24 protein-coding genes and 2 tRNA genes are annotated in these 25,361 nt (G+C 44.9%); 3 read left to right on the forward strand and 23 right to left on the reverse strand.

Going from position 1 to position 25,361, the window contains the following annotated elements; all coding sequences use genetic code 11:
• Positions 1-33: 33 nt before the first annotated feature.
• The gene (locus B2U10_RS06650) at positions 34-651 is read right to left on the reverse strand and encodes an MBL fold metallo-hydrolase (protein WP_035409132.1); all 618 of its coding nucleotides are present in this window, start codon (positions 649-651) and stop codon (positions 34-36) included.
• Between the two features lie 168 nt (positions 652-819).
• Here B2U10_RS06650 and B2U10_RS06655 point away from each other — a divergent pair, with 168 nt between their 5' ends.
• Complete coding sequence (locus B2U10_RS06655; RefSeq protein WP_035409134.1) at positions 820-999, forward strand: DUF2759 domain-containing protein; 180 nt, start codon at positions 820-822, stop codon at positions 997-999.
• 106 nt (positions 1,000-1,105) lie between these two features.
• Here the strand turns inward: B2U10_RS06655 and B2U10_RS06660 are convergent, their stop codons facing one another.
• The 22 genes from B2U10_RS06660 to B2U10_RS06765 all read right to left on the reverse strand — a co-directional run bounded on the left by B2U10_RS06660 (position 1,106) and on the right by B2U10_RS06765 (position 23,306).
• Positions 1,106-3,031, reverse strand: a complete 1,926-nt coding sequence (locus tag B2U10_RS06660) for an LTA synthase family protein (protein WP_035409136.1) — start codon at positions 3,029-3,031, stop codon at positions 1,106-1,108.
• A 216-nt stretch (positions 3,032-3,247) separates the two neighbouring features.
• Positions 3,248-4,198, reverse strand: a complete 951-nt coding sequence (locus B2U10_RS06665; protein WP_035409137.1) for an ROK family glucokinase — start codon at positions 4,196-4,198, stop codon at positions 3,248-3,250.
• 83 nt (positions 4,199-4,281) lie between these two features.
• Positions 4,282-4,485 (reverse strand): YqgQ family protein, encoded by a 204-nt coding sequence (locus B2U10_RS06670; protein WP_035409139.1) that lies wholly within the window; start codon positions 4,483-4,485, stop codon positions 4,282-4,284.
• Positions 4,469-5,506, reverse strand: a complete 1,038-nt coding sequence (locus tag B2U10_RS06675) for a M42 family metallopeptidase (RefSeq protein ID WP_081780393.1) — start codon at positions 5,504-5,506, stop codon at positions 4,469-4,471. The genes B2U10_RS06670 and B2U10_RS06675 overlap by 17 nt, the downstream gene beginning before the upstream one ends.
• A gap of 160 nt (positions 5,507-5,666) precedes the next feature.
• The gene (locus tag B2U10_RS06680; protein ID WP_035409143.1) at positions 5,667-6,176 is read right to left on the reverse strand and encodes a GNAT family N-acetyltransferase; all 510 of its coding nucleotides are present in this window, start codon (positions 6,174-6,176) and stop codon (positions 5,667-5,669) included.
• Between the two features lie 255 nt (positions 6,177-6,431).
• Positions 6,432-7,388: an L-lactate dehydrogenase gene (locus tag B2U10_RS06685; RefSeq protein WP_035409145.1), complete on the reverse strand. Its 957-nt coding sequence runs from the start codon at positions 7,386-7,388 to the stop codon at positions 6,432-6,434.
• Between the two features lie 163 nt (positions 7,389-7,551).
• Positions 7,552-8,331, reverse strand: a complete 780-nt coding sequence (locus B2U10_RS06690) for a DUF92 domain-containing protein (protein WP_056060181.1) — start codon at positions 8,329-8,331, stop codon at positions 7,552-7,554.
• Positions 8,325-8,870, reverse strand: coding sequence for a 5-formyltetrahydrofolate cyclo-ligase (locus B2U10_RS06695; protein ID WP_290786448.1), 546 nt, complete (start codon positions 8,868-8,870; stop codon positions 8,325-8,327). Before B2U10_RS06695 ends, B2U10_RS06690 begins: the two co-directional genes overlap by 7 nt.
• Before the next feature lie 57 nt (positions 8,871-8,927).
• Positions 8,928-9,077: a 50S ribosomal protein L33 gene (rpmG, locus tag B2U10_RS06700; protein WP_012369771.1), complete on the reverse strand. Its 150-nt coding sequence runs from the start codon at positions 9,075-9,077 to the stop codon at positions 8,928-8,930.
• A 104-nt stretch (positions 9,078-9,181) separates the two neighbouring features.
• A complete protein-coding gene (locus B2U10_RS06705) occupies positions 9,182-11,365 on the reverse strand; it encodes a 1,4-alpha-glucan branching protein domain-containing protein (RefSeq protein ID WP_035409150.1) in 2,184 nt (727 codons plus the stop codon).
• 31 nt (positions 11,366-11,396) lie between these two features.
• Positions 11,397-12,122, reverse strand: a complete 726-nt coding sequence (locus B2U10_RS06710) for a DUF4912 domain-containing protein (RefSeq protein WP_035409152.1) — start codon at positions 12,120-12,122, stop codon at positions 11,397-11,399.
• 107 nt (positions 12,123-12,229) lie between these two features.
• Complete coding sequence (phoU, locus tag B2U10_RS06715) at positions 12,230-12,892, reverse strand: phosphate signaling complex protein PhoU (protein ID WP_035409154.1); 663 nt, start codon at positions 12,890-12,892, stop codon at positions 12,230-12,232.
• A gap of 18 nt (positions 12,893-12,910) precedes the next feature.
• Positions 12,911-13,687: a phosphate ABC transporter ATP-binding protein PstB gene (gene pstB / locus B2U10_RS06720; RefSeq protein ID WP_052019099.1), complete on the reverse strand. Its 777-nt coding sequence runs from the start codon at positions 13,685-13,687 to the stop codon at positions 12,911-12,913.
• 95 nt (positions 13,688-13,782) lie between these two features.
• The gene (gene pstA, locus B2U10_RS06725; protein ID WP_035409158.1) at positions 13,783-14,691 is read right to left on the reverse strand and encodes a phosphate ABC transporter permease PstA; all 909 of its coding nucleotides are present in this window, start codon (positions 14,689-14,691) and stop codon (positions 13,783-13,785) included.
• A gap of 1 nt (position 14,692) precedes the next feature.
• The gene (gene pstC / locus B2U10_RS06730) at positions 14,693-15,634 is read right to left on the reverse strand and encodes a phosphate ABC transporter permease subunit PstC (RefSeq protein ID WP_035409160.1); all 942 of its coding nucleotides are present in this window, start codon (positions 15,632-15,634) and stop codon (positions 14,693-14,695) included.
• 89 nt (positions 15,635-15,723) lie between these two features.
• Positions 15,724-16,668 carry a PstS family phosphate ABC transporter substrate-binding protein gene (locus B2U10_RS06735; protein WP_035409162.1) on the reverse strand — a complete coding sequence of 315 codons (945 nt, stop codon included), beginning with the start codon at positions 16,666-16,668 and terminating at the stop codon, positions 15,724-15,726.
• A 225-nt stretch (positions 16,669-16,893) separates the two neighbouring features.
• On the reverse strand, positions 16,894-18,966 hold the full coding sequence (locus B2U10_RS06740; protein ID WP_056060174.1) for a peptidoglycan D,D-transpeptidase FtsI family protein: 2,073 nt from the start codon (positions 18,964-18,966) through the stop codon (positions 16,894-16,896).
• Positions 18,967-19,099: 133 nt separating this feature from the next.
• A complete protein-coding gene (locus tag B2U10_RS06745) occupies positions 19,100-19,708 on the reverse strand; it encodes a superoxide dismutase (RefSeq protein WP_035409166.1) in 609 nt (202 codons plus the stop codon).
• A gap of 93 nt (positions 19,709-19,801) precedes the next feature.
• The gene (locus tag B2U10_RS06750; RefSeq protein ID WP_035409168.1) at positions 19,802-21,262 is read right to left on the reverse strand and encodes an alpha-amylase; all 1,461 of its coding nucleotides are present in this window, start codon (positions 21,260-21,262) and stop codon (positions 19,802-19,804) included.
• A 115-nt stretch (positions 21,263-21,377) separates the two neighbouring features.
• A tRNA-Ile gene (locus B2U10_RS06755) sits at positions 21,378-21,451 on the reverse strand.
• An 11-nt stretch (positions 21,452-21,462) separates the two neighbouring features.
• A tRNA-Met gene (locus B2U10_RS06760) sits at positions 21,463-21,536 on the reverse strand.
• A gap of 126 nt (positions 21,537-21,662) precedes the next feature.
• Positions 21,663-23,306 (reverse strand): Na/Pi cotransporter family protein, encoded by a 1,644-nt coding sequence (locus B2U10_RS06765; protein ID WP_035409170.1) that lies wholly within the window; start codon positions 23,304-23,306, stop codon positions 21,663-21,665.
• A gap of 207 nt (positions 23,307-23,513) precedes the next feature.
• Between B2U10_RS06765 and B2U10_RS06770 the strand changes: the two genes are divergently transcribed.
• Positions 23,514-23,999: a hypothetical protein gene (locus B2U10_RS06770; protein ID WP_056060164.1), complete on the forward strand. Its 486-nt coding sequence runs from the start codon at positions 23,514-23,516 to the stop codon at positions 23,997-23,999.
• A gap of 167 nt (positions 24,000-24,166) precedes the next feature.
• Positions 24,167-25,276: a flavodoxin-dependent (E)-4-hydroxy-3-methylbut-2-enyl-diphosphate synthase gene (gene ispG / locus B2U10_RS06775; RefSeq protein WP_035409173.1), complete on the forward strand. Its 1,110-nt coding sequence runs from the start codon at positions 24,167-24,169 to the stop codon at positions 25,274-25,276.
• The last annotated feature ends 85 nt before the right edge of the window (positions 25,277-25,361 follow it).

Genomic DNA, 25,361 nt, shown 5'->3' on the forward strand with positions numbered 1-25,361 from the left:
CTCGTCATCCTATTGGATGGCGAGTTTTTTTGCTTATAGAAACGGATTGGTTTTCATCTCTTGTCGGATCGTCGTATTTGGACCGTGACCCGGATAGACTGTCGTGTCTGCTGGTAGTTCCGCAATGAGTCGATCAAGCGAACGCATCAATACGTCTTGATTCCCACCATAAAGATCCGTTCGCCCGACGCCTTGTTGGAATAGGAGATCCCCACCGAATGCGATTCGTTCTCCCTTGAAATAGAACGTCACACTTCCTGGTGAGTGTCCTGGCGTCTCAAGTACATGCATTGAAAAGTTACCGATTGCCAATTGTCCTGGTTGTAACAGATGATCGGCTGGCTTCATGCGCATCGGCGGCATGCCGAATTTTGCCGAACCATTCCATTCTGGATTACCAAGCCAGCCTGCCTCTTCCGCATGAACGTAGACAGGAGCTTCCGTGAAGCGTCGTAACATATCCACACCACCAATGTGGTCAAAGTGAGCATGGGTCAAAAGGATTCCTTTTAAGGTTGCTCCTCGACTTTCAATTTCATCGAAAAAACGCATATCTTCTGTTCCTGGATCAATGACGAGACACTCCTTGTCCTTAAATAACAAGTAGCCATTCTCAGATGCCATACCGGAAGTGATCATGACGATTTCCATTCTATAAAACCCCTTTTCAATAGACTCTTCCCCTACTATACACGAAATTGTCGAAAGTTCCTGCAACGCCCTCTCGACTTTATCCCGAGAGTCGGATAAACTAAAAAGTGAGATTTAAGTGAAATCTTCGTGAAATTCATAACGTGATTGTTTAAGGGGGAGTACGTCATGCATTTGGATCAACCAATCGGTTGGCTTTTCTTCTTCGTCGCACTCGTCGGTGTTTGGGCCGTCGTTCGTTCACTTAAGAAACGCCAAATGTTTCCACTCGTATTCGCAGCCCTAACTGTCGTCTTATTCGGCTGGTTTGGGATTGCGACATTGATTTACGGCGGTATTCCATCGTAATCAGAGTACGCTAAAAAGAGAGGTGCCTCGAGCATCTCTCTTTTTTGTTATTTTATAAAAAGAGTAGACCTACTAGAACGTAGACCTACTCTCAGTATTATCTTACTTATTTTGAAGTTTGAAGGAAACGTAGCAAGTCGCCATAGATGACTTTATCTGAGAGTCCTAATTCTTTCTCAGATTGTTTCGTAGATTGTTTACACATTTCCGCTTGTTCCCCGTCCTTCACTTCTTCTCCTGTCTTACGGTCATAACATGTTTCTTGCGTGTAGACCGTCTTATCTGTTACGACAGAACCGTCACGGAACAACGCATAGTCTTTATGTTGTTTTGAGAAGAGATCGGTACCGAACAAGATCTCATTCTTGAAATCATGACCTAACAGGTGAAGCAATGTTGGTTTAATATCGATTTGACTCGCAACATTTTCGTGTTTGACACCTTTCGTTTGACCCGGTAAATGAATGACAAACGGTACACGTTGCAGTTGCGCAACATCATACGGAGTCAACTCATCTTTGTTCATGAGTTCTGCCATTGCAGCATTATGGTTTGTTGAAATACCGTAATGGTCACCGTATACCATGAAGATCGTATCATCCCACGTACCATCTTTTTTTAGACCTTCGATGAACTTACCGAGTGCCATATCTTGATACGCTAGCGCCTGAACGTAGTGGTTCAGTGTCGTAGAACTCGTTTCAAGCGGTGGTACGAGTTCATCTTCTGGTTTTGGCATCTCAAATGGATAGTGGTTCGTTAACGTAATGAATTTCGAATAAAACGGACGTGGTAAATCTTTTAACATCGGAAGTGACTGTTCAAAGAACTTGTCATCGAGTAAGCCCCACTCCGTCAAATCTGCTGGATCCCCTAAATCATAATCCGTCTCCGAGAAGAAACGATCTACGCCGAAACTGTTGTAGACGATGTCCCGGTTCCAGAATGACTTGTTATTTGCATGGAAAACAGCTGAGTAATAGCCATCTTCTTTCAACATCTCAGGTGTTGCACGGAATTCGTTCTCTCCGTTCGTAAAGAATGCAGATCCACGACCAAGTGGATAGATCGAATTCTCAAGAATGAACTCAGCATCTGACGTTTTCCCTTGTCCTGTGTTGTGATAGAAGTTATCCCATGAATGGGATTCCTTGATCAATTTATTCAAGTTCGGTGTAATTTCTTGACCGTTTGGTGCTTTTAAACCAACGGCAAATGATTGAGCTGACTCAAACGAGATGACGATGACGTTCTTACCTTTATACTTGCCGAACATCGCCGGATTGGCTGCAGCATGCTTCGAATCGATGAAGTTTTGGACTTCTGATAACTCAGAGCTATCCGCAAGTGCTTTTTGCGCAGATGTCTTCGACTGGATGAGTGCGTCATACATATGGAAGTTAAATGTTCCGATGTTCTTAACGAGTAATTCCCGGTCAAAGGCACGTGTCAATAATTCTGGACGTTCTGTCTCAGCAAGCGTCAAGTTTCCAAGGAAGACGACGACTGCTGCGACGAATGCAAGAATTGCGCGCCCACGTGACGCGACGTTTTTGGACATATCCATTTTCCGTAAGAAAAATGGTAAGATGATCAAATCGCCGACGATCAGTAAATCAGCCCAACTTAAAAGCGATGCGAGTGAAGCGGAAACCGTCTCTGCATTCGAAGTTTGGAACAATACTGGCAACGTCAAGTAATCATTAAAGAAGCGGAAAAAAATGATGTCCGCATATAAAATGATGGTTGCGACGAACAGTGTACCGTAGATGAACCATTTTTGGACATTTCCTCGGAAGAAGAAGCTAAATCCAAACATGAAGAGCGCTGAACTAATTGGATTAATTAGTAGAATGAATGCTTGCGCGGAATTCGTTACGGGAACGTTGAAGAAAAGTGTATACGCTAAATACGTTTTTAACCAAATCAATAAGGTCGCAATCCAAAAAAGCTTATGCTCTTTATAAGTACTGCGAACGCCTTGACCCATCTTTAGGCGCATTCGCGACCAGATGTTTGCGTCTTGCTGCATAAAAACCTGCCTCCTAATTTACATGTGCCTTCTGCTTTCAGTTCACACAACTTACATCATAATGTACATATACCCATATCACGTGAAAATTTTACGCTTAGTTTTACAAAAATGCAACCGGAATCCGGAAGATACTTAACAATCACACAATTACTATACGTTTGTAAACAAAAAAAAGATTCGCCGGAGCGAACCTTTCATTGAAATTGAATATTATCATTTTTTCAAGAACATTTGCTTAGCAAGCCATGCACACCCAATGACTCCAGCATCGTTTCCGAGTTCAGCAATCTTGAACGTCGTTGATCCAAAGACACGGGGTAACGCAAACCGTTCAAATTGCTGACGTAGTGGTGCAAGCAGTGTTTCACCTGCTTTCGAGACACCACCACCGATGACGATGATTTCCGGATTGATACTATTTGCTAGATTTGAAATCGCAAGTCCGAGGTGGAACGTCACTTCCTCTACAACATCCGTTGCGATACGATCGCCTTTCTCATACGCTTCAAATACATCTTTCGCCGTCACTGCTTTAATGTCATTCAGTAGCGATTCTTGTCCTTTACGTTTCTCAAGACCAAGACGGGCGATACCCGTTGCTGAAGCAATCGTCTCAAGGCATCCTTTACGTCCACATCCACACATGACGCCACCTTCAGGCAACATCGTGATATGACCGATTTCTCCTGCCATTCCGACCGTACCGTGAACGATTTGTCCGTTCGTGATCAGACCACCACCGACACCCGTACCAAGTGTGACCGCGAGTAATTCTGTTGCGCCACTACCGGCACCTTTCCACATCTCACCGATCGCTGCTGCGTTCGCATCATTTTCAAGTACTGCCGGTAAACCTGTCAACCGTTCGAATTCACCAACGAGTTCAAAATTATGCCACCCGATGTTGACTGCCTTTTCAACGACACCCGTATTAAAGTCGATGAATCCTGGCGCACCAATACCTGCTCCGACAAAATCCTCTGGTCGTTTGTTGCTTTCTTGACACTTCTCAAAAAATGATTTTGCAATATCTCCTGGAATTTGTGCACCATCATTCAGGATCACCGTCTCAATTTCCCATTTTTCTACGATGATGCCTTGCAAATCCAAAATTGCCATCTTCACTGTCGTTCCACCGATATCAATGCCGAGTAACCATTTCATTGCTCTGTCTCCCCTATGCTCATATAATGTCTACTTGTTCATTTTAACGGACACACTCGTATTGCGCAAAGGGTTGCGCAACCTTAAACATTATCGGATTGTGAACGTTTTAATTCATGTCGTAAGATGAGTTTTGCTGAATCATACTGACGTTGCTCCAAAACGCCTGCTTCTTGCAATTCATCAAGTTCGAGCATCATCATCGCAATATCTGATGCTCGATCTCCTAGATAGATGAATGTTCCATACGTCTTAAGTAGCTGTTGTACATCATACAGTGTCTTCATCGACCATCGGCTCCTTTACATACGCATGTAGCAAATCATAAGTCGCTTGTAATGACGTCTCATGTGTTCGTTCGTAAGAATGGCTCGATTCAATCCCCGGACCAAATAGTCCGTGTCGAACATCATGTCCCGCACGCACTGCTGCCGAAGCGTCCGAGCTATAGAACGGATAAATATCAACTTTATATGGGATACTATTGCGTTGTGCTAGACGTGTTAGCTGATGACGTAACGCTAAGTCATACGGACCGGAACCATCTTTTGCACAAATCGAGACCGTGAATTCGTCAGAGTGCTGACCATCTCCTAACGCACCCATGTCGACCGCGACATATTCTGCGACTTCTTCCGTGAATCCAGCATTTCCACCGAACCCAACCTCTTCGTAATTTGAAATCAGGATCTGGACCGTGTGTGGCAGGTCGATGGTTTTCCATTCTTTAATCAATTCAAGCAACAAAGCAACCGATGCTTTATCATCGAGATGGCGCGATTTCACAAACCCAGTTTCCGTATAGAGGAAACGCGGATCAAACGTCACGACGTCTCCTACTTCAATCCCCGCGACGCGCGTCTCTTCGGCTGTCGTCGAACGAATATCAAGTCGGACTTCAATATTATCAGCGGACCGTTCCGTTTTGTTCGTCTCGCGTGACGTATGGACACTCGAATGATGGAAAACAATCGTACCGGAAATTGTTTGACCGTCCATCTTATGCACGAGACAGTTCTCTCCTTCGATCGCTGTCCAAGCATAGCCCCCTAATTGTGATAAACTGAGTCGTCCCGTTGGTAAAATCTCTTTTACCATTGCCCCTAATGTATCGACGTGTGCCGTCAGTAACCGCGTGCGAGTTGAAGCACCAGGCAAAGTCGCTAAGATGGCTCCTTTCTCGAGTTTTCGATACGTGATGCCTTCTGCCATCAATCGCTTTTCTACGTATGTAATCGCTTCTTTCGTCGAACCTGTCGGACTTGGAATCGAGACCAGCTCTTCAATCGTACGTATGACTTCTTTCATGTTCATTCGCTCCCTTTCAATCGGACTACAACGTGCTATCCGCTTTGTTTTCATGATAACAAATATTCATTCTTTGTCGGTACTGATATCCTACATCCACTACGCGAAAAAGCTGTAGCGCTTTTTTGCTACAGCTTTTTGTCCACACCATATAATGAACTTAGACGTATTTTTTCATCCAAATATCATCACGGTATGTGCCATCTTCTAATTTTACGGAGTCTGGATCTTCGGCATATACTTCAAAGCCGAGCGATTCGTAAAGACTTTGCGCTGCTTCATTTCCTGATAATACGGCAAGAATGACTTGCTCAACGTCTGGTAACTTCTTCGCCTCGTCGATCAAGGCCTCCATTAGAGCACGACCGGTCCCTCCACGATATGCAGGCGAAACATATACTCCGGAAATCATCGCTTTGTGCGATTCACGTGACAGTTCATATGGCTTGACCTGACCAAACCCAAACAATACATCGCCGTCGAACATACCGAGCCAAATCTCATCGGAGTCGGGTTCTCCTTCTAGACCTTCTCGTACTTCGCGGAGCGGGGTTTGCTGTTCATCGTCAAACGAATGACCGAACGCATCTGGATGATTCTTTAATCCCTCAAGGCGTAGATTCCAGTATTGTTCTGCATCCTCTTTAGTTAATTTTCGAAAAGTATACATGACTGTCGATTCTCTCCTTTTTTGGGTTTCATGACGTACAAAAAATAACGGAAAAACGCTTCTATCTCTTACTTAACCCTTTTCTAGTAAAATAAAACCTAGATTTTTTTCTCTTTTAATTTCACTTAAATACAGTAGTGATGTTTGCCTCTTTTTTTCTCATAACAAAAACTCAAAGGTGGACACTAAGATACAGGATCACCATTTGAGTTTTTAAGCTCTCTATTTATGAGGTTTTCGTCATGCTTTGCGCCGTTAATCTTGCAAGACAGGTTCGAGTGTCTGACGCAATACATCAGCAGAATGATGAAACTTCTTCATTTCTTCTTCCGTCAACGCGACTTCAATGATTTCCCGCACACCTTGACGATTGATGATCGCCGGTACTCCGATGTGAATGCCGGAAATCCCGTACTGCCCATCTACATACGCCCCGACCGTCAACAAACAGTTCTCGTTCCCAAGGATGGCACGCACGATTCGAACAAGTCCAAGTCCAATCGCATAATAAGTTGCTCCTTTACGTTCGATAATATGGTAGGCAGCATCCCGAACGTTGATATAGATTTGATCAAGGTCTGCTTGAGAATAACGATCGTCCTCAGCAAGTAGTTCATCAATTGTTTTTCCATAAATACGGCTATTACTCCAGGCAGCGAATTCCGTATCTCCATGTTCTCCAAGAATGTAGGCATGGGCATTGCGAGAATCGATGTGAAAGTATTCTCCAAGCATTTGACGCAGACGTGCTGTATCGAGCACCGTTCCTGATCCAAATACGCGTGATTTTGGAAGACCGGAATATTTCCAAGCCAGATGTGCCATGATATCAACCGGATTGGAAGCCACGACGATGAGACCATCAAAACCAGAATCCATAATCTGACGAATCATTTCTTTCATGATCAATGCATTCTTTGCGACGAGATCGAGTCTCGTCTCTCCTGGTTTTTGAGGAGCTCCCGCCGTGATGACAACGACCTCAGCCTCTCGGCAGTCCATATAATCTCCAGCCCAGATCCGCATCGGTGAAGAACTAAATGGGGTTCCGTGGTTCAAGTCCATCGCTTCACCTTCTGCTTTTGCTTTATTGACGTCAATGATGACAAGTTCCTCACAAAGTCCGGCTGTTGACATCTGATAAGCAAAGCTTGAACCGACCGCACCTGCTCCGATTAACGCCACCCGTGTTACTTTCGCATGTAATTCCATCTCGTAATGTCCACCCTTTCATTCGTTCTAAGAGTTTGTTAACTATCTCACAAATAAATTGTAACATCTTTCACATTCTTTGTAATATGTGAAATTAATCACATTTGTCCATTTTGTGTCATTGATATCCTAACATAAGGAATTACCCTGTCATACTTTGCACTTACCAGAATCGGACGATGATAAACCCGATTCCACTCGCTAGACCACTCGTCATGACGTTTACCGCATCATTTCCAAGAAACCAAATACCCGATACGTAAGCTGTCGGTTGTCCATGATGCTCTCGTTTTTCCGTACGTTCCCCGCAAACTGAACATTCATACACGCGTTGCCACATTGCTCCAAATAGTGTATCGAGCAGACTTCCAAGGACACCGATACCTGTCACAAGTAAGGCCTCTGTCAAAGAAAGAGAGAAGATCCACTGCGCTGCTAAAGCGATGAACGCAGCTCCAGCAATTGTTCCTAACGTTCCGATTAACGACATCGCTCCGCTCGTTCCTGCTGGTACCCGTCGTAATGTTTTCAAAGACCATGGATCACGTCTTGAGAGTGGACCGATTTCCGAAGCCCATGTATCGGCATTCGATGCCGCGATGACGAATAGGAATAACAAGAGATATGCAAAATTCATCGTCATGGCGTAGGCTATAGCAGCGACGAACGCTACTCCTCCATTCGCAAGTACTTGCCATCCGTCACGTGCACCCTCTTTTTCGACGATCGCGTCCACGGATTTTTTTCTAGAACGCCCAATTTTCGATAAAAGACTCGAGCTGCCAAAGAAGAGTAAGAGCACCACTAAACCTTTCAAGCCGAATCCAAATGAGACACCACTGCCGACGAGCATTGTCAAGACAGCCCCGCTTGTCGTCAACAAGCGAAAATATCGTCCAGTCCAGGCGAGAATGAGACAAAATAAAATCGTAACACTTAACATCGGATAACCTCTTGGTCCGTGACGATGAGATCAACTGGGATATCGAAGTCTTCCACTTCAAAATCTGGAAAGAGCTGTTCTGAAAAGGCGATGGATACTTTACAACCTGTGTATGTCACGAGTGCACGATCATAATAACCGCCTCCCCACCCTAAGCGATAGCCATCCCGTCGATAGGCGCGTCCCGGAACGAGACAAAATCCCGCTTGATTAAGTGTAGTGCGACGAGCTGAATCCATTGGTTCTGCGATTCCCATCTGATTATGCTGCAATTGATCTTCTGGTCTGTATTCATAAAAGACCATCTCTTCTCCGACTACTTTCGGTATCAAGACCGTCTTGTCCTCTTGCCACGCTTGTTTAATCAATATGCTTGTATCACATTCATTTCGAAATGCTAACGTGATTGCGACACAAGTCGCTTGTTGCCATTCAGGCAATAACAAAACATGTTCGTGTATTAACCGTTGCTTTTCAGCACGGTTCTCCATCACATCTAATCTTTCTTTGATCAGACGGCGTACTTCTTGTTTGTTCATAACTGTCTTCCTTTCCACAAAAAAAGCCATCACACGAAGTGACGGCTTCCATCTCAATTATTTCACTTCACGGTGAAGTGTGTGTTTACGGAGACGTGGGTTGTATTTCTTCAACTCAAGACGCTCTGGGTTGTTACGCTTGTTCTTTTTAGTGATATAAGTACGGTCACCAGTTTCAGTGCAAGCTAATGTGATTTTAACGCGCATGGAATTCCCTCCTATCTAGCTCTCGATGTATCAAGTGATTTTGCTTTACATAAGGTTAAGCATACTCAAGTATCGTACCAAGAAAGGAAAGGAATTGCAACTGTTCATCCGTTCTTTTTCGGATTCGTCACGTGTTGATATGGTTTTTCAAGGTTCTCTTCAAAACGAAGGGGTTTCTTTTCAACGTGATACTCCTGTTCCACCCCGTTGCGTGACTCTTCCCGTTCTAGATAAACGACAGCCGATTGACGCAATGCGTCTCCTTCAAGTCGTTTTAACGCAACGACCAGACCACCTGAACGATCCGGAGAACGCTCACTCTCGACATCATAAACATTACTGACGAGTGGCAACTCTTTCATCTTGGCGATTGCCTGGGCAGCTGACGCTGTTTCCATATTGAAGTTATGGACGACTTGGAAGTCAACGATCTTCGCCAAGGCTTGCGCCTGACGCAAGAAGGCTAGATTTAACGCAGCCAGTTGATTGTATGTTTGAACGAGCGGTAGACCTGTCACTTGTACCCCGTATACATGTACACCCTCCTCGAATCGATACGCTTCAGGATGTTCCGTTACGACGTAGACGTTCTCTCCCGCTGCCGCTAGTCGTCTAGCTACATCACGAACTGGACGGTGAGATTGTTCGTAATCCCGAGTGAACATGAGAATACCATCCTTGTTCAAAGCAGCATCGCGTTTGACCGCAACATAATAGTCATGAGCCGTTAAGAAAACATCTGGTTCAATGTCTTCATCTTGCAAGAACGGATATTGTTGATAACGCCCTTCCAACCAGTCCATCGTTAATTCTTGTGCATCGAGACGACGTTCGGTTTCTTCAAAACGTAAGATATGCTCACGGAACCGGTTCGCAGCGTACTGTGCTGTCGTCTGTCCGTCTAAAATGAACGGCCAGTCACTTGAGACAGCAAGTAGATATTCTCGAATGAGCTGGCGTTTCGCCTTGACAGTCAATGCATCTTGATGACGATTTCGCGCAACGATTCCTGCTAGTCTCTTTTCGAGCTGGTGGAGATGGCGAATCATCCAGTCGTTGCGCTCGTTGATCCAGACTTCCGCATAGCCTTTTCGTCCCCACGTTCCCATCGCGACATGTGCCGTATCGATGTCTTGGAAGTGACGTTCGAGGAACATAGCTGGTGAAATCGACTCAATCGCCTGATCCTCTAGACGTTCCATCGCTTTACCAAGGAAATCAGGTCCTTCGAACCACCAGTGACCAAACAATTCAGCATCAAATGGTGCTGTGACGAGAAATGGCGGGAAGTCTTGTCCTTGATATGCATCTAAATGTTCACCAAGTGCTTGAGCAAAATCTGCTGCATGCTCACTTGTTCGTTGCCATGCCCAGTCACGTACGTAATAGTCTTTTTGATCCGTCTCACCTGTTACACGATGCAATTTCAACCCGGTATCATAACGTAAGCCTTCCGGATGCATGAACTCAGCAATTTGATCCCATTCCCGATCATACGCGAGATCCCGATAAAACTCACGATAATCAGGATGTCCCGGATACCCGATAACAGAACTCCAGATTTTTCCGGAAATGATTTGATCACGCGGGAAGAGTGCTACGCCGTGTGGAGAATAGACGGGTGCTCCGATTCCGTGTTTTGGTGCTGGATCGGCGTTTAAAATCGAATGTTCATCGACGAACGTATAGCGAATGCCTTCCTCATATAAAATCCGATCAAGTCCTGGCGTATAGGCACATTCCGGCATCCAAAGACCTGATGGACGGAATCCGTAATGGCGTTCAAAACAGTTCAAGCCTGTCTGAATTTCAGAGCGCGCCGCTTGTTCAGACAACATGTGAGGACTGAACCCGTGTGTCGCCGTACAGGTAATCAAATCAAGATAGCCTTGCTCTTTGTAATGGCGGAATGCCCGGTTCAAATCTTTTTCCCAGTGAAGGAACGTATTCAATAAATCTTGATAGCGGTCTTGATAGAATAAAAGAGCATCTCGTTCCTTTTGGTCAAGCTCTCGCTCCAGTTCCTGACGAATCAAACGTAATGTGTCCTCGATATGCTCGATGTAGCGGTCTTGAATCAGTGGATCGGCAAGCATCTCGATGACCGGCGGTGAAATACTGACTGTCCAACCGAGCGGACGTGATAAGCGGTCGACTTCCCACAATAATGGAATGTAGGTTTCTGAAATCGCTTCATACATCCACCGTTCCTCGAGACGATGCGCCTCTTCATGACGGATATATGGTAAGTGTGCATGTAAGACGAGTGAAAAATATCCTTTTCGCATAGCTTCTCTTCCTTTCCTCTCTCTAATTCCATTATCGGACGCGATCGAAATAAGAATACGGGCGTAATACCTCGACCCATTCCGGCTGTTCGACCTCACCGTATTGCCAATGATGCACGACTTCGGCGAAGCGTCCGTCTGTGACTGGTTCGTCACGTGGTGTCTCGACTGGTTTCGAACGTAGTACTGGAACGAAATCTCCATCAATCGTTTGAATGCCCCATTCAATGATGTATGTAGTATTCGGGGCAACTGGTCGAACGAACCAAGCATTCGTCATCTCAGGCAGTTCGAACTGATACGTACGATTCGCTTGTCCTTGTTCGTAATCGACGAGTGTGACGTCAATGATGCGTAACTCTTTACGGAACGAATCAAATGTCGTGTGATAATGCGTTTCTAACAACTGTTTCGACAGTTCAGACAATTCCCAGTAGACATATAACGCAGTCGGTGACTGAACGATCGCATGGAGAATATCATCTTCATAATGCGTCGCCATTCCAAACGCATCACGTTCGAGTGATGGCATCACTTGCACAGACGGTACGACATCTAATACCGGTGCAGTCGACTTTTTGGTCTGTTTGACAGTTTTTGATTTTACTTTCGGTGCTTCTACAGTTGGTTGATTTGTCAATGATTTACGATATTTGGTCCAAGCATATTTAATTTTTCCTTCAGTCGTATCCAATTGAGCTGCGATTTGTTTTGTTGTCAGCCCTTGTTCTTTCATTTTAATGATTTGCTCAAGCATTCCCAATCACCTCTCTGTCATTATTCACTTCTTTCCTATTCTACAAACGTGTTTCGAATCCCTTTACAAAAAAAGTAGGCAGAGGAAATTCCTCCTGCCTACTTAGTTCACCCATTTAAATCATAATGTTTTCCTTTTTCGAGATAGATCAGATGTTCCCCGACGTTCGTCAAGTGGTCACCCATTCGCTCGATATATCGGCAAATGTTCGTGAATTGCATGACTTCATCGACAACGATCGGTTGCAAGGACATATGACGCATATACTGACGGAGCGCCTTGTATGTCGTCTCATCGATGACATTGTCGAGATCAGACAGTGCTTTTGCTTTTTCGACATCTCCATCACGATATGCAACGATTGCGGTTTCCGTCATATCGAGTAATGTCTCAAACGCTTCCTTCAACAAGGAGATATCGATGACGTATGGAAATGTTTCGACACGAAGGACTGCTTTTGAAATATTTCCTGCATAATCCGCAATCCGCTCGAGATCCGATGAAATCTTCATCGCTGTGATGATCCGTCGTAAATCCGTCGCAACTGGTTGTTGCTTCGCGATTAAGAGGATCGCATCATCGTTGATTTCGAGTTCAAGATCATCGAGTTCATTGTCGTTCGCAATGACACCACGTGCGATATCTTGATCATATTTTTCGAGCGCCTCTGCTGTCGTTGCGATTTGTTGCATCGTTTTTCGTGCTAGTAAAAAGACTTTTTGATCGAGTATTGCAAGGTTTTCTCCAAAAATTGTACGGTTCGCTGCCATTCGTCTCGTCTCCCCTTCTTATCCGAATCGTCCTGAAATGTAATCTTCCGTCCGTTTGTCGGTCGGATTTCCAAAGATCCGGTCTGTTTGATCGAACTCGACGACTTCACCATTCAAGAAGAATGCTGTTTTGTCAGATACACGTGCAGCTTGCTGCATGTTGTGCGTGACGATGATAATTGAGTAGTCCGATTTCAACTCTTGGACGAGTTCTTCTACTTTTAATGTAGAAATCGGGTCCAGTGCCGATGTCGGCTCATCCATCAAAATGACATCCGGCTCGATCGCGAGGCAACGCGCGATACAGAGACGTTGTTGTTGACCACCCGAAAGACCGTAGGCATTTTCATTTAAGCGATCTTTGACTTCATCCCAAATCGCTGCTCGGCGTAAACTACGTTCCACGATCTCATCAAGGATTTTTTTGTTTTTAACGCCATGGACACGTGGACCATATGCGATGTTATCGTAAATTGATTTTGGGAATGGATTCGGTTGCTGAAAGACCATTCCGACAGACGTCCGTAATTCTTCAACACCATACTCTTTTTCAAAGATATTACGTCCGTGATACTCAATGACACCATTCGTCCGCACGATCGGAACGAGTTCGACCATCCGGTTCAATGTTTTGATGAATGTCGATTTACCGCATCCTGACGGTCCAATAATTGCCGTAACTTCATTTTTTTTGATATCAAGATTGACATCTTTAAGCGCGTGATCGTCACCGTACCATAAATTTAAATTTTTAACGTTATAGACGCTCTCGCGTGCTACTACTGGTTGGTTCATACGCTCTGCCCCTTCTGTGACGACTGATTTCGTATTCAGCTTCGTATCCATCATCTGTCTTCCTCCTTAAAAGAAATCCCTTCTATCTCGTTCGATTAATAGCGTTTAGAAAATCGGTTCCGAATCCAGATCGCAAGCGAGTTCATCGTCAAGAGAATGACCATCAAGATGATGATTCCTGCTGCTGCAAGACCTTGGAAGTCCGCTTGTGGACGACTTGTCCAGTTATAGATTTGAATCGGTAATGCCGTGAACTCTGAAAAGATCCCTTCTGGCGCACGGGCGATGAAAATGGCAGCTCCGACCATGATCAACGGTGCTGTCTCACCGATCGCTCGGGATACAGCTAAGATGATTCCTGTAATGACTCCCGGAAGTGATGCCGGAAGAACGACTTTGAACGTCGTTTGCCATTTCGATGCACCGAGTGCGAGTGATGCATGGCGCATCGCTTGTGGCACGGCGCGAATTGCTTCTTGAGAAGAAACGATGACGACCGGAAGACTCATCAATGCAAGTGTCAAAGCTCCAGCAATCAACGTCGAACCGAAGCCCATATTACGAACGAAGAACGTTAATCCGAGTAAACCAAAGACGATCGACGGAACACCTGCGAGGTTCGAGATATTGACCTCGATGAACGATGTCATCCGACTCTTTTTTGCATATTCTTCTAAATAAATTGCTGCTCCAACACCAATGATGAAAATCATCGGGATGATCAGGAGCATCAAGAAGATCGATCCCATTAACGCTGGATAGATTCCGGCACGTTCCGCACGACGAGATGGTGCGTTTTGTAGAAATTCAAGTGATAACCACGAAGCACCGTCACGGATGACGCCGAATAGGAGAATACCTAAGACGACGAGACCGAAAAACAGACCGACGAGGAAAATGACTTTCGTTACATTGTTGACGACGAGGCGTTGGCTAATGGATTTCTTAACTGCGACCGGGTCGATGAATTTTTTTGTGACAGGTTGCTTTTCTGGTAAGGCCATCTTAATACTCCTCTCTGAAGCGGCGTGTGATCCAGTTCGCGAGTAAGTTCATCAATAACGTAAAGACGAACAAGAGCGTACCAACCGCATAGATACTGTAATATTCAACTGTTCCAAATCCAGCATCGCCTAAAGCGACCTGAACGATATACGCAGTCATCGTCTGGACCGGCTCGAGTGGATTAACAGCAGCTGTCGGATTCGAACCACCAGCGATCGTCACGATCATCGTCTCACCAATCGCCCGAGACATTCCGAGTACGATTGAAGCAATGATTCCGGACAAGGCAGCGGGAACAACGACTTTTAATGCGACTTCAAGACGTGTCGAACCAAGAGCAAGCGCACCGTCACGAATTTTTTTAGGAACAGAGCTCATCGCATCCTCAGAAATCGAGGCGATCATTGGAATGATCATGATACCGACGACGATCCCCGGACTGAGCGCATTGTAGATTTGAATGCCTGGAATTAATTTAACGAGTAGTGGTGTGACGAACGTCAACGCGAAGAATCCGAAAACGATCGTCGGAACACCAGCTAAGACTTCTAAAATCGGTTTTAAGATACGGCGTGCACGGTCTGACGCATACTCACTTAAATAAATCGCAGACGTGAGGCCGATCGGCACGGCAACTAGCATCGCAATCACGGTAATCTCAAGTGTACCGACGACGAGCGGCCAAATCCCATACTCTGGTTGAGAGTTCAGTGGATACCAGCTCGTACTGCCGAAAAATTCCTTGAACGGAACGACTTCAAAGAAATGCTCGGTTTCAATGACTAACGTGAGAATGATGCCGATGGTCGTAACGACCGAGACGAACGCACACAGAAATAAAACGATCGGCATGATGCGTTCCATGACGTTTTTCACACTGAATTTTTGCTGTCGGTTCTGTTGAATCAGCTCGCGAACCGATTTATTGGGTGTTGAATTCATCCTTCTTCGCTCCCTACTCCTTCTTGACATGAGAACGGGACCCAACCGGTACAGACTTCCCCGGTTGGGCCATCCTCATGACTCGATGATTATTTCATTGCATCTTCGATTGCTTTTGTGTTTTCATCGTAACGATCTTGTGGCATTTTGATATAACCGACTTCTTCAGCTAAATCTCCAGCGTTTTCGTTCGTGAATTTCACGAAGTCTGCCACCTGTTTTTTATCGTTCAATGATTTGTTGTTGACGTACGTGTAGATTTCACGTGACAGCGGGTAAGATAAATCCTTGATTGTTTCTGGTGTTGGATCGACAGCATCTTTTCCTTCAGCTGAAAGTGGTACTTCTTTTAACTTATCTTTATTTTCAGCGTAGTAGGCATAACCGAAGTAACCAATCGCACCTTTCGTTCCTTCAACCCCTTTGACGAGTACGTTATCGTCCTCAGACAGTTGAACGTCTTTACGCATGTCTTTCTTCTCAAGTACTTTTTCAGAGAAGAAGTCGAATGTTCCTGAATCTTTCCCTGGGCTGAAGAACTTCAGTGGTTCAGCCGGATAAGAAGAATCAACATCTTTCCAAGTCTTAACGTTTGGATCGAGCCAAATCTTTTCGAGTTGATCAAGCGAGAGTTCTTTTACCCATGTATTATCTTTGCTGACTGCAACAGTTAGACCATCATATGCAAGTGAAAGTTTTGTATATTCGATGTTGTTCTTTTTCGCTTCAGCTGCTTCTTCTTCTTTAATTTCACGCGATGCGTTCGAAAGATCCGTTTCACCGACGACGAAGCGTTTGAATCCGCCACCCGTACCAGAGACACCGACTGTGACATTTACGTCAGGTTGTTCCGTTGAATATTCTTCACCGACAGCTTCCATGATCGGGAAGACTGTAGAAGAACCGTCGATTGCGATTTTCCCTTTTAAATCAGATGAACTAGCAGAACCGCCTTTATCGTTACCACATGCTGCCCCCACTACTGCGATTGATGCTACCGTTGTAATGAGTGCTGTTTTTTTCATCCAAGACATGATTAATTTTCCTCCTCGAAAGTATGTCGCTGACGATGCTACGACTTTTTATCCGTTTTCCTTACAAGACTTATACTACGGATGAACTATTAAAACGAAATGAATCCAACGTAAAAGAATTGTAAAGGCGTGTTTTTTAGTGTTTACAATTCGAAATCCATTACAAAAAAAGGTCAATACAAACAAAAAAACGAGAGTGATTGCTCACCCTCGCTTAGTTTCTAGTTAATTTGGCTTAGTCTGCCACGGTACGTCCTTTACGTTGAAGTACGCTTTGACAAGATCATGACCGATTTTCGAGTTGACAGTCTCTTGTTCCATGTAAGGAAGGAACACGGCCCACGCCATCTCTGGATTGTCATACGGTGCCCAACCGACAAGATTCGAGTTCAATGAACGAACCGGTTGCCCGCTTCCGTCACGTAAGGCGATTCCGTCATCCCCATAGACGCTGACCTGTGCAGTACCTGTTTTTGCTGCAGCATCGATTCCAGTTTGTGCGATGACTTTGGCTGTACCACGCTCACCTTTTACAACACGGTGCAACCCTTCCCGGACATGATCAATATTATCTTGACTGACTTCAATCCGGTTCAGATAATTCGTTTTAAAGCTGTAATCGACTTTTTTCGTACCCTTTTCAATCGAGTTCGACGCCAATACTTCTTTTAAGAAGTGAGGCTGAACTCGATAACCACCGTTCGCAAGTGTTGAAATGTACTGCGCGACTTGAAGCGGCGTAAAGGCATCGTACTGACCAATGACTCGGTCCATCAACAACGTGACACGGTCTGGCGTCCCTTGAACACCTTTTGCTTCGTAAGGCAAATCAACACCTGTCGTCACCCCAAGACCGAACTGACTATAGTAATTCTGCATGATGGCAGCTGCTCCATCCACGCTCGCACCAGCAATCCCATTGCTCGGATATTTCGCCATCCGCATCGCAATGTTAAACATATAGACGTTCGACGAGCGCTCAAGCGCCGTTAAATCCGTAATCGGTCCCATGTTAACATATGATCCTTTTTTTGTACCTCCGATTGTGATCGGCGCATCGTTGATGACTTCGTTTTGACGAATGACACCTTCCTGTAGTCCCATCGCAACTGTCGCACCCTTGATCGTTGAACCGATTTGAAGAGACGTCAAGACATTATTAATCGCTACATCCGTGAACTTCCCAGTCGAAGGATCAAGCTTTTGACCTGACATCGCTAAAATCTCACCAGTTTGTGGATTCATGACGACGGCATATCCTTCTTTTAAATAACGACTACCCATGCCACGACCCATTTTGATCGCTTGTTGCATGATTTGATCTACTTTTTTATTGTATTCCGCATCAACGGTTAGAACGAGGTCCTTCCCGGACTCGCCTTCTTCACGTTTTGGATCACCGACCGGTTCTCCATTAAACGTTTCGTACACATCGTATGCCGGTTTCCCGCGCAGAAGATCTTCGTACTGTTGCTCAAGGAACGAAGTCCCGACACGATCATTCAAACTATATCCTTTTGCTTTGAACTCCGCTTGTTGTTCTGCCGGAATCTTCGAGTACTTTCCGAAGATGTTTCGAAGTGTTCCTTCATACGGATAAGAGCGTTCGTAAAACGGTTCAACCGATACACCTTTCAAATCTTCTAAATTTTCATCGATGATTGCCATCTCTTTTGCAGACGCACCGAGCTTGACGAGTTGTGGATCAAGCGCATAACCGACTTCCATGTTATGTTTGATCGCAATGACTTCCATCGTCTTATCATCGTAATCAATATCTTTTTTCGTGATCGCATCCAGGCGGATTTGATCTTGTTCCGCAATCGAAAGCTTACTTTGTGCTTCCGTTGAAGGATACTTCTTTTTCACTGCTGCTTGGTAACGACGATCCGACTCTTCCGTGTTCGTCGCGACCCAAAAATCCTTGATGTCACGTTCCGTGACTTTCCAGTCTTTTTTAGGCAGATCAATGATTGCTGCGAGACGCTGCGCGATTTCAATACGTTCATCTACTTTCGTCGATTGTGCGCGACGATATACAATGGAGTATTTAGAAATTGTATCGACAAGTAGACGACCATCCCGGTCATAAATCTTACCACGTGGTACTTCATACTTTGATGCAGTCATCTCCGTTTTTTGGACTTCCCGCGAAATTTTTTCACCATTGACGATTTGAACGACTCCTAGACGGAAAATCAAAATCGCAAACAATAAAAAAACGACGAAGAACATTAAATTCAGACGAAGCGGCAGATGATTACGCCGTCTTCCTCGTACGGTGATTCGTTTAGCCATGGCGTACTCCCCTATCGTTCAAAAGTCATCTTGTTTCATTATATAGAAGGAAACTTTCCATAACAACCTATCCCATGATTTTCCGCATTAAAAAAAGCGTATCGTTCACAATTGAACGATACGCTTCTTTCCATTACTTCGCGTCAGCGTAAAGCTTCGCTACGTGGTCCCAATCAACGACGTTGAAGAATGCATTGATGTAATCCGGACGACGGTTTTGATAGTTGAGATAGTATGCATGTTCCCAAACATCAAGACCAAGGATTGGCGTTTTGCCTTCCATGACTGGTGTATCTTGGTTTGGAGTCGAAACGACTGCCAATTTCCCACCGTCAACGATCAACCAAGCCCAACCAGAACCGAAACGAGTTGTTGCTGCTTTTGCGAACGCATCTTTAAATGCATCAAATGATCCGAATGCTTCGTCGATTGCTGTTGCAAGTTCCCCTGTTGGAGCAGCGCCATCGTTCTTCTTCAACAATTTCCAGAAGAATGAGTGGTTCCAGTGACCGCCACCGTTGTTACGGACTGCAGTTTGAATGTTTGCTGGGAGAGCATCCAAGTTTTGAAGAAGTTCTTCAAGTGACTTTCCTTCATGTTCTGTACCCTCAAGCGCCGTATTCACGTTCGTGACATACGTGTTGTGGTGTTTCGTGTGGTGAATCTCCATCGTACGAGCATCGATATGTGGCTCAAGCGCATCATAAGCGTAGCCGAGTTCTGGTAATTCAAATTTTGACATGTTCATGTCCCCCTTTGTGCTATTTTCGAAAACTTCAATACCCTTTAAGACTAGCAAAAGTACCTGTGTTGACGCAAGTCAAGACCCTCGGATTTACTCGACTTCTTGCGGAGCAAAAACAGAGACGCCTCCGCCCGGAACCGGGAAGACACCAAATCCTTCTTCGTCAATCACGACTGGATGATCTTGATGGTTTGTATAGTCGAACCATTCTTGACCCGCACGCTCTTCACCGACGAACATGCGTTTCTCGCACATGTCGGCGTTCGAAAGCAACACGGCACAACCTGAGTTCTCGATTTCATCGACACCAAGACGAACCCAGCCTACACAGTGCGGGTCATCAAGATAATCCTGTTGTTCTCCGTATGCTTTATGATAGCGCGTATAGAGCAGGGCATTGATCATCTCTTTTTTTCCTTCGACAGGGGTCGGTCCTTGGACGCCATAGTAATCCCCGTAAAAGACACATGGATATCCGTCCTTACGTAACAAGATCGCTGCATAGGCATGTTGCTTGAACCAGTCATCCACCCATGATTCTAGCGACTCGCCAGGCTGTGAATCGTGATTGTCGACGAACGTCACGGCATTCGTCGGATGCGACTCGACGAGCGTATCCGCAAACAATGTCGTTAAATCAAATTTTTCTCCCTGCTTGGAAGCTTCATGGAATTTATAATGAAGCGGAACATCAAACAAATCAATCGTGTAGTCGACACTGTCTAGGAAATGACGGCAATCGTCGAGATCTGACTTCCAAAACTCGCCGACCATGTAAAAATCGCCTTCGCTGCTTTCCATCATCGATTTCGCGAATTCACGGACAAATTCATAGTTGATATGCTTGATTGCATCAAGACGGAAGCCTTGGCAATCGATCGTGTCCTTGAACCAGTGTCCCCAACGGATCATTTCTTCCCGTACCGTCGGATGATTGTAGTCGATGTTTGCAAACATGAGGTAATCATAATTGCCGAACTCATCATCTACTTGGTTGTTCCAATCTTTATTATTTCCGGAAATCTTAAAGATTCCTGTTTTTTCTTCGCGCGCGTCAAAATCCGTTCCATTGAAGAATTCGTGTGTCCAGACGAAATCCGAATACTTTCCATTACGACCTGGGAAAGTAAACTTCGTCCACGCATCGATTTCAAACTCTTCTGAAATTTCTTTCGATCGGTCTTCTGGATTGACTTCCACTACTTTAATCGTTTCGAGTTCGTCTGCTGCAGCTTTATGGTTCATGACAACATCCGCATAAACAGCGATATCGTTCTCATGGGCAACTTCGATTGCTTCGACCAGTTCATCCTTTGTGCCATATTTCGTCCGGACCGTTCCTTTTTGATCGAACTCGCCTAAGTCATAGACATCATAGATCCCGTATCCTGTATCTTCATCCGACTGACCTTTCGATGCTGGGGGAATCCACACGGACGTGATGCCAGCAGCACGCAATTCAGGCGCTCGTTCTTTCAAACGTTGCCAGTGCTTTCCATCATTCTCTACATGCCACTCGAAAAACTGCATCATCGTATGGTTACGTTCCATCTCTCTTCGCTCTCCCTTAGTTACTATAGTATGAATATTATTACAATACCTTTACTATTCCCCGAGCGAACAAAAATAAACGCTTCCCGTTTGCAACGAGAAGCGTTCAACCAAATGGACCCTGCAGGACTCGAACCTGCGACCGGACGGTTATGAGCCGTCAGCTCTAACCAGCTGAGCTAAGGGTCCTTAAGTAATAGTAGCGGCGGAGGGAGTCGAACCCACGACCTCACGGGTATGAACCGTACGCTCTAGCCAGCTGAGCTACACCGCCATGATGTATGTTTCTTACTCTTATTAGATTACGAGATGTGACGAAACTTGTCAATATGCTATTTCAAAAAAATAAACAGCTGATTTCATTTTTTTCGAAATCAGCTGTTTTAAAATAAGTCTACGCTTAGTTCATTAATGCTGTCCGCTGTTCAAGGACGAGATCCGTGATGTTCACCGCGTGATCGCCGATTCGTTCAAGGTTTGAAAGTAAGTCGACGAAGATCATTCCCGCTTGTCCTGTACATTCACCAGCATTCACGCGAAGTACATGCTGTTTACGGAATGAACGTTCGAATGCATCAAGTTTCCCTTCAAGTTCAAGAACTTTTCGTGCCCGCGTGACATCGTCTTCTTCGACGGCGCGAATCGCACAAGCGACGATTTCTTGTGTCAGGACATACATCTCATCAAGCTCTCGCTTCGCAGATGTGGTGAACTGAATCCGGTTGACGATCTGGAAGTCGATTAATTCAACGATATTCTCAACATGATCACCAATCCGCTCAAAGTCATTGACGGCGTGCATCAATAACGAATGATCGTTTGATTCACGTTCTGATAAATCATGTGCTGCTATTTTAACGAGATAACTCGTCACTTCTGTATTCAGGTAGTTGATCGCATATTCAATCTGCTCGGATTCTGAAACATCTTTTTTATCATGCGATTGCGTGTAACGGTGTGCTTTTGCAAGTGCGTCTTTTGAGAATTCACCCATACGCAAAACTTCAAGTTTCGCTTGGTTTAAGGCAAGCGCAGAAGATTGATTTAAGATGTTTTGATCGAGATGACGCGGTTTTGAATCGATCGTCGTATCCGTACCTGGTACGATTTTTTGAACGAGCCATGCGATTTGTGCGATGAACCAACATTGAATCAATGTGTTGACGACATTGAACGTTCCGTGTGCAAAAGCAATTTGCATTTTCGGTTCTAAACCAAGCGCGTCTGTAATCCATGCGATGAAGCTTGAGAACACTGGTAATGCGATCAAGAACAAAATTGTTCCGATGATATTGAAGATGACGTGTGCGGCGGCTGTCCGTTTGGCTGCGATCGACGCACCAAGTGCTGCAAGTACTGCCGTAATCGTTGTTCCAATGTTATCACCGAACAAGACCGGTAGTGCCGCTTTGATATCGATCATGTCACCAGCATACAACTCCTGTAAGATACCAATCGTCGCAGATGACGACTGAACAAGAACTGTAAAGATAGTTCCGACGAATACACCAAGCAATGGGTTATCCGACATCGAGACAGTCAACTCTCGGAACCAGGCACTTGATTCGAGCGGAGCCATCCCGTCCCCCATCAATGTGAGACCGTAAAACAATGCACCGAAACCAAAGAAAATCTGTCCGATATACTGAACACGTTCTTTATTGAAGAAGAAGATCAAGAAAGCACCAATGGCGATTGCCGGAAGTGCCGCTTCTTTAACATTGAACCCGATGATAAAGGCCGTGATCGTCGTACCGATGTTCGCTCCCATGACGACACCAATTGCTTGTCGTAAATTCATCAGACCTGCACTCACGAGTCCGACGACGATGACAGTCGTACCGGATGACGATTGAATCAATATCGTGACGACGATACCTGCTAAGATACCTAATAGTGGATTCGTCGTATACTTATCGAGGATATAACGTAATCGGTCTCCCGCTGTTTTTTGGAGACCATCTCCCATATACTTAATACCGAAAAGGAAAATCCCAAGTCCACCGATGAAGGTAAAAATCATTTCCTGCAAATCATAGTTCATCTTGCCAGCTCCTTTATTTGATGTGGATTGATGTGTTTGTAAAGTTTATTTTTTCGACCCCCCTATTATGTAAAGGTCTGATGAACTTGTAAACAGTTTTCCCGACATCCAATTGTTAAGGTTTTATTAATCTGTACCACTACAATAATTCCTTTATTTATGAACAAATAGACAAACCAAAAAATCTGTTATAAAACAATGGAAAGAGTGATATTCTTGTCTTTTTTACGTCAACTCATTAATTACTTACAAACTTCATTAATTCCAAACCGCTCGTTTTTACGACTTCGTCTATCAGATGTTTCTTTGTATTTCTGTGGATTGGCTTGGATTTCACTATGGACGACGATCATCGATTCCTTCTTTTTACAAAAAAATATTCCAATCGTGATTTGGTTCGTTCTCCACTTCATCTTCATCGCTATTGCGGTCTTACTGTATTTGCTCTTGATGGCATATTTGACGAAAGGATTCGTTCGTCTGTTACTCCCCCGCCCATGGGCATATCGTCAGACGTTCCCTTATACGGTTGCAACGAATCTATGGACCTTCCCCCTTGGCATGCTTCTTTACCAATTGGGGCATCATCAAATAGGAGTCGCTTTACTTATCCTCGGGCACTTCATTTACACGTTGGTGCCATTATGGATTGCCCGTTCCCCGAAACCTCGCGCGTCACGTAAATCTCGATGAGTATCAAAATCAGGCGTCCGACGGATTGACGGACGCCTTACTTTCATTAAACAATTGTAAATGTTCGATTTTCGTTCTTGTTTCTCGATTTTTAGGGAATAGTTCGATATGATAGAAAAGGTAAACATAAACAATATGGCGGTATGCCACAAAAGGAGATTTTCGATATGCCGAAAATGGTCCATCGCTCTAAGACTCGTCCCGTTCGTGTAGGGGACCTTGTCATTGGTGGAAATAATGAAGTCATCATCCAAAGTATGACGACAACTAAGACACACGACGTCGAAGCGACAGTCGCTGAAATCCTACGTCTTGAAGAAGCTGGTTGCCAAATCGTCCGCGTCGCTTGTCCAGAAGAACGTGATGCGCTCGCACTTGCAGAAATCAAAAGCCGAATCAACATCCCGCTTGTCGTAGACATCCACTTCAACTATAAACTCGCGCTCATGGCGATCGAAGCTGGCGTCGATAAAATCCGGATCAACCCAGGTAATATCGGTCGCCGCGAAAAAGTCGAAGCCGTCGTGACAGCAGCAAAAGCGAAAAACATCCCAATCCGTATTGGGGTAAACGCTGGTTCACTCGAAAAGCACATTCTCGAAAAATACGGTTATCCAACAGCACGTGGTATGGTCGAAAGTGCCTTGCACCACATCAAGATCCTTGAAGACCTCGACTTCCATGACATCATCGTTTCATTGAAAGCATCAGACGTACAGTTGGCGCTTGAAGCATATCAACTTGCTTCTGAATCGTTTGACTATCCACTTCACGTAGGGATTACGGAATCGGGTCCACTTCGTTCTGGTTCATTAAAATCAGCAGCAGGACTTGGAGCGATCCTCTCACGCGGAATCGGAAATACGGTTCGTGTATCTCTTTCAGCGGACCCTGTCGAAGAAGTAAAAGTCGCAAAAGAAGTCTTGAAATCATTTGGTCTCGCAGCCAACGCTGCGACATTGATCTCATGTCCAACATGTGGTCGGATCGAAATCGATTTGATGTCGATCGCTGCAGAAATCGAAGACTATATCGAAAATATCCAAGCGAACATCAAAGTTGCTGTTCTTGGTTGTGCAGTCAACGGTCCTGGTGAAGCACGTGAAGCCGATATCGGTATCGCCGGCGCTCGTAACGAAGGATTGTTGTTCCGCCACGGAGAAATCATTCGTAAAGTACCAGAAGCAACAATGGTCGAAGAATTGAAAAAAGAGATCGATGCCATCGTCCTCGAAAAACAGGCTGAAAAAGAAGCCGAAAAAGCAAATCACGTATAAGATAGGGCTCCTCTTTGATGAGGAGTCTTTTTTCGTATCTCGATTTCGACTATGTTATACTAAGTGAAGAAAAATTCTTAGAACG

Origin of the sequence: Exiguobacterium sp. UBA7533 (assembly GCF_002479335.1) — a bacterium.
Taxonomy (GTDB): Bacteria; Bacillota; Bacilli; order Exiguobacteriales; family Exiguobacteriaceae; genus Exiguobacterium_A.

Bases quoted from the DNA above. Each gene is read 5' to 3' on its own strand.
- B2U10_RS06650 (WP_035409132.1), bottom strand. From the start codon at position 651: ATGGAAATCGTCATGATCACTTCCGGTATGGCATCTGAGAATGGCTAC.
- B2U10_RS06655 (WP_035409134.1), top strand. From the start codon at position 820: ATGCATTTGGATCAACCAATCGGTTGGCTTTTCTTCTTCGTCGCACTC.
- B2U10_RS06660 (WP_035409136.1), bottom strand. From the start codon at position 3,031: ATGCAGCAAGACGCAAACATCTGGTCGCGAATGCGCCTAAAGATGGGT.
- B2U10_RS06665 (WP_035409137.1), bottom strand. From the start codon at position 4,198: ATGAAATGGTTACTCGGCATTGATATCGGTGGAACGACAGTGAAGATG.
- B2U10_RS06670 (WP_035409139.1), bottom strand. From the start codon at position 4,485: ATGAAGACACTGTATGATGTACAACAGCTACTTAAGACGTATGGAACA.
- B2U10_RS06675 (WP_081780393.1), bottom strand. From the start codon at position 5,506: ATGAAAGAAGTCATACGTACGATTGAAGAGCTGGTCTCGATTCCAAGT.
- B2U10_RS06680 (WP_035409143.1), bottom strand. From the start codon at position 6,176: ATGTATACTTTTCGAAAATTAACTAAAGAGGATGCAGAACAATACTGG.
- B2U10_RS06685 (WP_035409145.1), bottom strand. From the start codon at position 7,388: ATGGAATTACATGCGAAAGTAACACGGGTGGCGTTAATCGGAGCAGGT.
- B2U10_RS06690 (WP_056060181.1), bottom strand. From the start codon at position 8,331: ATGTTAAGTGTTACGATTTTATTTTGTCTCATTCTCGCCTGGACTGGA.
- B2U10_RS06695 (WP_290786448.1), bottom strand. From the start codon at position 8,870: ATGAACAAACAAGAAGTACGCCGTCTGATCAAAGAAAGATTAGATGTG.
- rpmG (WP_012369771.1), bottom strand. From the start codon at position 9,077: ATGCGCGTTAAAATCACATTAGCTTGCACTGAAACTGGTGACCGTACT.
- B2U10_RS06705 (WP_035409150.1), bottom strand. From the start codon at position 11,365: ATGCGAAAAGGATATTTTTCACTCGTCTTACATGCACACTTACCATAT.
- B2U10_RS06710 (WP_035409152.1), bottom strand. From the start codon at position 12,122: ATGCTTGAGCAAATCATTAAAATGAAAGAACAAGGGCTGACAACAAAA.
- phoU (WP_035409154.1), bottom strand. From the start codon at position 12,892: ATGGCAGCGAACCGTACAATTTTTGGAGAAAACCTTGCAATACTCGAT.
- pstB (WP_052019099.1), bottom strand. From the start codon at position 13,687: ATGAACCAACCAGTAGTAGCACGCGAGAGCGTCTATAACGTTAAAAAT.
- pstA (WP_035409158.1), bottom strand. From the start codon at position 14,691: ATGGCCTTACCAGAAAAGCAACCTGTCACAAAAAAATTCATCGACCCG.
- pstC (WP_035409160.1), bottom strand. From the start codon at position 15,634: ATGAATTCAACACCCAATAAATCGGTTCGCGAGCTGATTCAACAGAAC.
- B2U10_RS06735 (WP_035409162.1), bottom strand. From the start codon at position 16,668: ATGTCTTGGATGAAAAAAACAGCACTCATTACAACGGTAGCATCAATC.
- B2U10_RS06740 (WP_056060174.1), bottom strand. From the start codon at position 18,966: ATGGCTAAACGAATCACCGTACGAGGAAGACGGCGTAATCATCTGCCG.
- B2U10_RS06745 (WP_035409166.1), bottom strand. From the start codon at position 19,708: ATGTCAAAATTTGAATTACCAGAACTCGGCTACGCTTATGATGCGCTT.
- B2U10_RS06750 (WP_035409168.1), bottom strand. From the start codon at position 21,262: ATGGAACGTAACCATACGATGATGCAGTTTTTCGAGTGGCATGTAGAG.
- B2U10_RS06765 (WP_035409170.1), bottom strand. From the start codon at position 23,306: ATGAACTATGATTTGCAGGAAATGATTTTTACCTTCATCGGTGGACTT.
- ispG (WP_035409173.1), top strand. From the start codon at position 24,167: ATGCCGAAAATGGTCCATCGCTCTAAGACTCGTCCCGTTCGTGTAGGG.